This window comes from Aeromonas cavernicola, assembly GCF_002795305.1.
GTDB lineage: Bacteria > Pseudomonadota > Gammaproteobacteria > Enterobacterales > Aeromonadaceae > Aeromonas > Aeromonas cavernicola.
This window is the reverse complement of the sequence record NZ_PGGC01000226.1, coordinates 1-597: the sequence shown is the minus strand read 5'-3', so window position 1 is coordinate 597 and position 597 is coordinate 1. Positions and strand designations below refer to the sequence as shown.

General features: G+C 61.6%; 1 protein-coding gene. It reads left to right on the top strand.

Going from position 1 to position 597, the window contains the following annotated elements:
- Positions 1-597: iron-containing redox enzyme family protein (locus CUC53_RS18050; protein WP_100295385.1), on the top strand; the 597-nt coding region annotated here is incomplete at both ends.

Below are 597 nucleotides of genomic sequence, written 5' to 3'. Positions count from 1 at the left end.
TGCCCAAGATCGTGAGCATCTGTTCAACGCCCCGATCATCGACGCCTGTCGCCGTGGCGAGATCAGCCAAGACGCCTATCTCGCCTTTTTGGCGCAAGCTTACTACCACGTGCGCCACACCGTTCCACTCTTGATGGCAACCGGCGGCAAGCTGGGGCAGGAGTATGAGTGGGTGCGCGGCGCCATTGCCGAGTACATCGACGAGGAGTACGGCCATCAGGAGTGGATCTTAAATGACATTCGCGTCTGTGGCGGTGATGCCGAGGCGGTCCGCCACGGCCAGCCGGGGCTGCCCATCGAGCTGATGGTGGCCTTCCTCTATGACCAGATCCAGCGCGGCAACCCCATGGGTTTCTTCGGCATGGTGCAGGTGCTGGAAGGCACCAGCGTGGCCATCGCCCTCACCGTCGCCGACCAACTGAAAAAAGGGCTGGGCCTGCCACCACAGGCGATGAGCTACTTAAGCTCCCACGGCGCGCTGGATCAAGAGCACCTCACGTTCTTTGCATCTCTGATGGACAGGGTCGACAGCCCGGCGGATCAGGCGGCCATCATCCACGCCGCCAAGGTGGTCTACCGTCTCTATGGTGAGATGCT